The following is a 7,237-nucleotide window of genomic DNA, read 5'->3' as shown; positions in this document are numbered from 1 at the left end:
TAAAACTTTGAATTAACAGGTACGTTTTGTCTTGTTTAGTTTTCAAAGATCATTACCGCTTGTTGAAGCAGCTTTATTATCTTACCACTCAGCTTCTTTTATGTCAACAACTTTTTTTAAGTCGTTTTTGAAGCTTTTTGTTGTTGTCTGCTGTTCATCAGCGACGTTTAATAATATAACACCCTTTTGAAAGTATGACAATAGTTTTTTTAAAAAAAGTCTCCGTTTATTTTCTTTCTTACTTATTTCAGTTTCTCTTCTATAGAAAGAATGCAGTCTTGTGGTTTGGTATATTTTCTTGTATAGTAAGATTGAACTAAATACTTGATGACCACAAGGGGAGCATTAAAGCTGAGAGTGAACGTTTTGTTCTGACCCTTTGAACCTGTTAGTTAACGCTGGCGTAGGGATGTGGCAAAGCCAAATGAATTGCAGTTTTGTAAGCAGCGCGCGGACCTTTTCCCATCCTTCCCCGCGCTGCTTTTTTGTTTATCCTTGATACGGTTGTCTGACCAGGGGGAAAACTATGAATCATTCAACACAGCTTGTGCGCTTAATAGAAATAGCGATTATGACCGGAGCGGCCGTCATTCTGGACATTGTGTCAGGTATGTTTCTCCGGATGCCCCAAGGCGGATCAGTCTCTATTATGATGATTCCGATTTTTTTGATTTCATTCCGCTGGGGAGTGAAGGCCGGGCTTACGACAGGCTTTTTAACAGGGATTGTCCAGATCGCCATCGGCAATTTGTTTTTACAGCATCCGGTGCAGCTATTTCTTGATTATATCGCGGCGTTTGCAGTTCTCGGTTTCAGCGGCTTGTTTGCTTCCGGTGTCCGTGAAACGGCATTGGCTAAAAAAAGAGGCGCATTAACGGTGTATGTGGTAAGCGGCGTTTTTATCGGCAGTGTACTGCGGTATGCGGCACATGTAATCTCCGGAGCGGTCTTTTTCGGAAGCTATGCTCCGAAGGGCACTCCGGTCTGGATTTATTCGCTCGTCTACAACGCGACTTATATGATTCCTTCTTTTATCCTTTCAGCCATTGTCCTTATCTTATTATTCATGACGGCGCCGCGGCTTCTTGAATCCAAGCGGGCAAATTGAAACAGCAGGCGGGTTACGCCTGCTGTTTTTTTATCCAGAGCTGCGTTCTTCTTTCGAATCGCTCAGTTCTTTTGTAAGTTCATTTATGCTTTGTTTTATGTTTCCTTTGCCTGAAAAATTCTCAATGATCTCTTTTACATTGATTCCGGAAGATGCTTTTAAACTTTCCTGAAGACCGGCCATTAAATTGGTTGCATAGCCCGTGACTTTATTGGCTCCGCCGTTTTCACCGCTTCCTCCCGTATCAACGACGGTTATTTTATCAATGTTGGAAAGAGGCGCCGAGACTTGCTTCGCATACTCAGGCAGCATTTTCACAATCATATCGAGGATTGCGGCCTGACCGTATTTTTCGAAAGCTTCCGCAATTTTCTCTTTAGCTTCCGCTTCCGCAAGACCTTTCAGGCGGATGACTTCCGCTTCGGTTTTTCCTCTCGCCTTTTCAGCCTCCGCTTTAGCAAGACCGTCAATTCTCACGCGTTCAGCTTCCGCTTTGGCCATCGCTTCAATACTATACTGTTCGGCATCTGCTTCTGCGAGCTGCTTCGCCTTTGCAGCTGCGGCCGCTTGCTCTACCGAATAACGGTCGGCATCGGCTTTTTTCTTCACTTCAGAGTCATACTGGCGCTCACGGCGGAGAATTTCTTTTTCTTCCAATTCAATCTGCTTTTGCCGCTCAATAATTTTAATCTGCATTTCCTGCTCTGTCACCTGCTGGCGGGCTTTTGCTGTTTCGAGGTCATATGCCTGGTCGGCATTGGCTTTTGCTGTGTCCTGCTCTCTTCTGTATTCCGCCATTTTCAACTGATTGATTTTTTCCGCTTCAGCTATTTCCGTCGCCCGCTCCAGCTCTGATTTTTTTGCGTCTTTATCAGCCGCCGCGCGTTTAATTCTCGTCTCTTTATCCGCTTCTGCCGTGGCAATGTCCGCATCCCGCTTGACTTGGGCGATTCTCGGCTTACCTAACGATTCTAGATAGCCATTTTTATCGCGGACATCTTTAATCGTAAAGGAAACGATCATAAGCCCCATTTTGGCAAGATCCTGAGACGCGACCCGCTGGACTTCCTGAGAAAACTTTTCCCTGTTTTTATAAATCTCTTCAACGGTCATGGAGCCGAGAATGGAGCGCAGATGGCCCTCCAGCACCTCACGCGCCTCCTGCTCGCGGTCTTGCTTAGACTTCCCTAAAAATTGTTCAGCGGCTGTTGCGATTTCCCCGATGGAGCCGCCGATTTTTATAATGGCGGTTCCGTCGGCCATTACCGGCACGCCTTGCTCTGTATAAACTTCAGGTGTAGAGACATCAAGTTTGCTTGACAGTAAACTGAGAGGTTCTGCCTGCTGGAATACCGGGAGCACGAATGTTCCCCCGCCCCGGACGATTTTCAAACGATTTCCGCCTTCATCAACGTGGACGTTCTTATTTCCCAAATAGCTTCCGGTTACGATAAGGGCTTCGTCCGGCCCCGCCGTCCGGTACTTCGTAATAAATACAGCAAGCAATAAGTGCGATGAGTAAAAAGAATACGATTCCGATAACAATGATAATCGGCATAGTCATAACAGTTCCCCCTTAGATATCAGATTGGTTCATGCGGCGTCACAAAAAGCACTCCGTCTTTCACATCAATCACTAATACGGCCGTTCCGTACTTGATCTGTTCTTGATCAAAGCTGACCGCAGATTTAGAAATGGCGCCTCCGATTCCCTCTATGATCACTTCCCCATAGCCATCTTTCGGAACGGAAGTAATAACCCTGCCGATTCTGCCCTTTAAATCCGACTCCCGATATACGAGCGATTCTTCCGCAGATGAAAGCGGTACAAGGATGAAGAAGTAAAGCAGGCTGACCAAAAAAACTGAAAGCACAAATGAAAGTAATGCAATGACAGGATTTGAAAGCGAAGTTGCGATTTCGCCGATGTAACCTGAGGCTGAAAAGATGGTCAAAAACGATAAAATCAACGTTGGATTTACGAATGAAACAGGAATGGCTTCCGAGAGGCCGTGAAACACATCTTGAAAAAACAGAATCAAAAGCGTGAGGCTCCCCGCAATAATCAGTGTGTAAAGATAGATCGTTTCAAGCGGCAGATGAAATATGTCCACATACTTTCCTCCTTTCGGCCGGGTCTCGGAGTGTTACTTTATATACGGGTGTAAAGGGAAATGGTTTCAATTTTCTGATAAAAAAGGCTGATTACATGATTATCCAATCCGGATATGGTATGTTTACTCCAAAGGAGGAGATAGAATGAGCATTTTTAATGAAGCCAGACAGCAGACTTGGGAAGAACTGAAAGGACTCTCTGATGAGGAATTCAACCAAAAGCCTGCGGCTGATGAATGGAGCGTGCGCGAAGTCCTTGACCATTTAAAGAAAATTGACGAATCAGCGCAGAATCTTTTAACAAAGCAGGCAAAAGACGCACCGTTTAAAAAAATCGAAGAAAAACCGATGGAGTTTATAGAGGACAGAACAAATAAACGGCCGGCGCCGTCACAGCTTGAACCTGAGCAAAACCGAATATCAGTCATTGAAGCGAAACAAGAATTAGATACGGCAAGACAGCAGCTGACCGCCGTTATTTCATCATTAAACGAGGAAGACTTTGAACGGGTGCTTCCGCATCCCGTTTTTCAAGAACTGACGATCCGCCAGTGGATTGATTTTATCGGCCATCATGAAAAGCGTCACATCAATCAAATAAAAGAAATCAAACAAAAAATCGAAAAGGTCTGAATCAGACCTTTTCGATTTTTTTCTTAACGCGTTTCGGTTCATAAGAATGAATGTCGACCGAATCACCCGTGCATATGTCTCCCGGCCGTTCAACAATACACACAATTCCCCTTCTGCCCATCGCGTGCCTCACAAACGCCGCAGCGAGTTTTGGCTGATCCGGGTAAAAGGATTGAATGATTTCTCCCGGCTGAATGCACGGATCATTTTCTCCCTCGCACAACAGAGACGCACCGCTTGGAAATATTATTCTGCTTCCTTCTTTAAGCGACGTCAGTGCAGAAAAACCGCTGATTGCGATATTAGCGCCGAGCCATTCGGGAAAGATATGAGAAACCCCCATCGCCGCCGCAATCTCATCACATTCCTCCATGGACACGATTGAAATTTGTCTCCGGTTAAAAATTTCCGTCCCTCTTTGATACATCGGCTCCCGCGCACCGGCTTTTTTTGTCAGTCCGAAATGAAGGTCACCGGGAAACCCGCCGTATTCCGCACGAAGCTTGTCCATCTTTTTGGTAACAAATTGTTCCGTATCCGCTATATATACGCCTTCCGCCTTTGCTGTTATGCACTTCCACATCACCCGTCACCGCCTTTTTCTTGACATTATCCTTAAAAAAACCCCGCTCTGTAAAGAAGCGGGGTTCAATTATTATACCGTTTTCGGCGTTAAGTCAAAGCAGCGTTTGTAAATCCAGTTGTATGCTTTCTCATTCAAGTCTCTTGGATTTCCGAAGGTTTGCGGATCTTTCATGGCTTCTTTTGATAAGCGCTCAATCATGTCCGGAGACACACCTTGTTCTTCTAAGCTCGGCACCTCTAAATCTTTTACAAGGTCATACATCCAATTGACGGACGCTTTGGCCGCTTCTTCGGTTGTCATTTTGCTTGTATCGATTCCGAATGCTTTGGCGATGCGGGCAAATTTTTCCGGATATCCCTTCCAGTTATATTCCATTACCGGCCCCATCATAGCTGCGACGCATTGCCCGTGAGCGACAGGGATGATGCCGCCAAGTGTCTGGCTCATTGCATGCGCAGCGCCTGCGGATTCACTGCCGTATGAAAGTCCGGCAAGCATCGCCGCCTGCGCCATGCCGTATCTCGCTTCCAAATCCTCTCCGTCCGCGAACGCACGCTTAATATAATGCGCCGCATATTCAATTGCCATTAAAGCCACAGCATCAGTGATCGGCTGCGCGAATTTCATCGTATAGCACTCAATGGCGTGCGCGAGGGCATCGATACCTGTCATAGCCGTCACATGCGGAGGCATGGACGTATGCAGCTCAGGATCAATGACTGTTAAATGCGCGGCGATAAGCGGTCCGCCCGTATTGAATTTAAATTCTCTTTCCTCATCTGTAATGACCGCCCATTGTGTGACCTCTGAACCTGTTCCCGCAGTCGTCGGGATCGTTGTCAGCGGAGGAATGCGGTTTTCCAGCGGCTTTTTGCCTTCCGCTGCTTCATAATCAAGCACGCTTCCTTCGTGTGTTGCTTCTACCCCGATCGCTTTCGCCGTATCCATGGAGCTTCCGCCGCCGACAGCCACAAGGCCGTTGCAGTTTTCTTTTTTATACAGTTCAGATCCTTCGTTCACAAGACGTACAGGCGGGTTCGGCTCCACTTTGTTAAACAGGACGACTTCGATGCCCGCTTCCTGCAAGGATTCAATAACCGGGTTTGCCACTCCCGCATTATAAATTCCCGGGTCTGTTACGAGCAGCGCTTTTGTGACACCAAGCGCTCTGACTTCTTTTCCCGCATGCTGAATCGCGCCGATTCCGTGCTTAATAACTGTCGGGATTTCGAATGTATGGAATTTATGCATGCTTTCTACTTTCATATTTAATGTCATATTATATCTCCTCCTTGTTATGCTTGAAACCAGTTAACAGGTGCAGGTTTCGTATTGCGGTAAATATGTTTGATTTCCGTGTACTCTTCCAGACCGATTTTGCCGAGTTCGCGGCCGAAGCCTGATTGTTTGTACCCGCCCCACGGCGCTTGCGCGAAATACGGATGAAAATCATTGATCCAAACCGTACCCATCCGCAGTTTCGCGGCTACGCGTTCGCATTTTTCAATATCCTTTGACCATACCGCTCCGGCCAGCCCGTAAATGGTATCGTTGGCGAGTCTGACCACTTCTTCTTCAGAAGAGAATGACTCGACTGTTAAAACGGGGCCGAAGATTTCCTCTTGGACAATTCTCATGTCAGACTTGCAGTTTGAGAAAATAGTAGGTTCATAGAAGAAACCGTTTTGAAGAGCGGGATCATCAGGACGTTTGCCGCCTGTTTCCAGCTTTGCCCCTTCTTCGATGCCGATTTCTACGTATTTTTCAACTTTGGCCCGATGCTCGGCGGAAATCAGCGGACCGCTTTCCGTATCTTCATGAAAACCGTTTCCTAATTTGATGCTTTTCGTGCGCTTGATCAGCTCGGCTAAAAATTCATCATGAATGGCTTCGTCCACTAAAAGGCGCGAGCCTGCAGAACAAACTTGGCCGGCATGAAAAAACACGGCGTTGAGCGCTTGATCTGCAGCTGTTTCGAGATCCGCATCTTTAAACACGATATTCGGATTTTTGCCGCCAAGCTCAAGGGCAATCTTTTTCACATTGCCGCTTGCCGCCTGCATGATTTTTTTGCCTGTTTCAATTCCGCCCGTAAAGGACACCAAATCGACGTCAAGGTTTCTCGCCAGCTCATCCCCGACAGAAGCGCCCGGTCCAAGCACAAGATTGGCGGCTCCTTTCGGAATACCGGCTTCTTCTATTAATTGAAAGACTTTAATCGTTGTCAGCGGAGTTATCTCGCTCGGCTTTAAAACGATCGTGTTTCCGGCCGCAAGAGCGGGAGCAATTTTCCAGCTCGCCTGAAGGAGCGGATAGTTCCACGGCGTAATTTGTCCGCATACGCCGATTGGCTCTCTGACGATTTTACTTACGGAATCGGGAATAGGAGATGAGATGACCTCGCCTCCGTCTTTATCCGCCAAACCGGCATAATACTGAAAAACATTTGCGATATCATCCATGTCGGCTTTGCTTTCTTCAATGGTTTTACCTGTGTCCAGCGATTCCAGCTCAGCTAATTCGTTCAGATCGCGTCTGATTAATTCCGCAATTTTCAGAACAAATTGACCGCGCTCCAGTCCGGAAAGCACCGGCCACTCCCCTTCATCAAATGCTTTTCTGGCTGCGGCGATGGCTTTCACCGCATCGTTCCGGTCTCCTTCGCATACTGTTGCAATTTCTTCCTGATTAAATGGATTGATGATACGGCGGGTCTGCTTTTTTTCTGCACTGATCCATTCGCCGCCGATATAAAGCGTTTTGCTCATAAGAGTCCTCCTTACCGAAAAGTAAGT

6 protein-coding genes, 1 pseudogene and 1 riboswitch are annotated in these 7,237 nt (G+C 46.8%); of the genes and pseudogenes, 2 read left to right on the top strand and 5 right to left on the bottom strand.

Going from position 1 to position 7,237, the window contains the following annotated elements:
- Positions 1-326 precede the first annotated feature (326 nt).
- Positions 327-427: riboswitch (TPP riboswitch) on the top strand.
- Between the two features lie 99 nt (positions 428-526).
- On the top strand, positions 527-1,108 hold the full coding sequence (thiT, locus tag Y79_RS0113620) for an energy-coupled thiamine transporter ThiT (protein WP_016938183.1): 582 nt from the start codon (positions 527-529) through the stop codon (positions 1,106-1,108).
- A 30-nt stretch (positions 1,109-1,138) separates the two neighbouring features.
- On the opposite strand, the pseudogene Y79_RS1000000120405 reads toward thiT, so the two are convergent.
- Together Y79_RS1000000120405 and Y79_RS0113610 are read right to left on the bottom strand one after the other, a co-directional pair.
- Positions 1,139-2,672 (bottom strand): annotated as a pseudogene (locus Y79_RS1000000120405) (flotillin family protein).
- A gap of 19 nt (positions 2,673-2,691) precedes the next feature.
- Entirely contained in the window at positions 2,692-3,222 is a 531-nt protein-coding gene (locus Y79_RS0113610) for an NfeD family protein (RefSeq protein ID WP_016938182.1), read from the bottom strand.
- A 145-nt stretch (positions 3,223-3,367) separates the two neighbouring features.
- Between Y79_RS0113610 and Y79_RS0113605 the strand changes: the two genes are divergently transcribed.
- Positions 3,368-3,856, top strand: a complete 489-nt coding sequence (locus tag Y79_RS0113605; protein WP_016938181.1) for a DinB family protein — start codon at positions 3,368-3,370, stop codon at positions 3,854-3,856.
- 1 nt (position 3,857) lies between these two features.
- Here the strand turns inward: Y79_RS0113605 and Y79_RS0113600 are convergent, their stop codons facing one another.
- The 3 genes from Y79_RS0113600 to betB form a co-directional block, all read right to left on the bottom strand.
- Positions 3,858-4,439: an MOSC domain-containing protein gene (locus tag Y79_RS0113600; RefSeq protein WP_016938180.1), complete on the bottom strand. Its 582-nt coding sequence runs from the start codon at positions 4,437-4,439 to the stop codon at positions 3,858-3,860.
- A gap of 72 nt (positions 4,440-4,511) precedes the next feature.
- Complete coding sequence (gene gbsB, locus Y79_RS0113595; RefSeq protein ID WP_016938179.1) at positions 4,512-5,720, bottom strand: choline dehydrogenase; 1,209 nt, start codon at positions 5,718-5,720, stop codon at positions 4,512-4,514.
- A 17-nt stretch (positions 5,721-5,737) separates the two neighbouring features.
- Positions 5,738-7,210, bottom strand: coding sequence for a betaine-aldehyde dehydrogenase (gene betB / locus Y79_RS0113590; protein WP_016938178.1), 1,473 nt, complete (start codon positions 7,208-7,210; stop codon positions 5,738-5,740).
- Positions 7,211-7,237 lie beyond the last annotated feature (27 nt).

It is taken from the genome of Bacillus siamensis KCTC 13613, assembly GCF_000262045.1.
GTDB classification, from domain to species: Bacteria; Bacillota; Bacilli; order Bacillales; family Bacillaceae; genus Bacillus; species Bacillus siamensis.
Note: the sequence above shows the minus strand (reverse complement) of the source record. Positions and strands in the feature narration are given on the sequence as shown.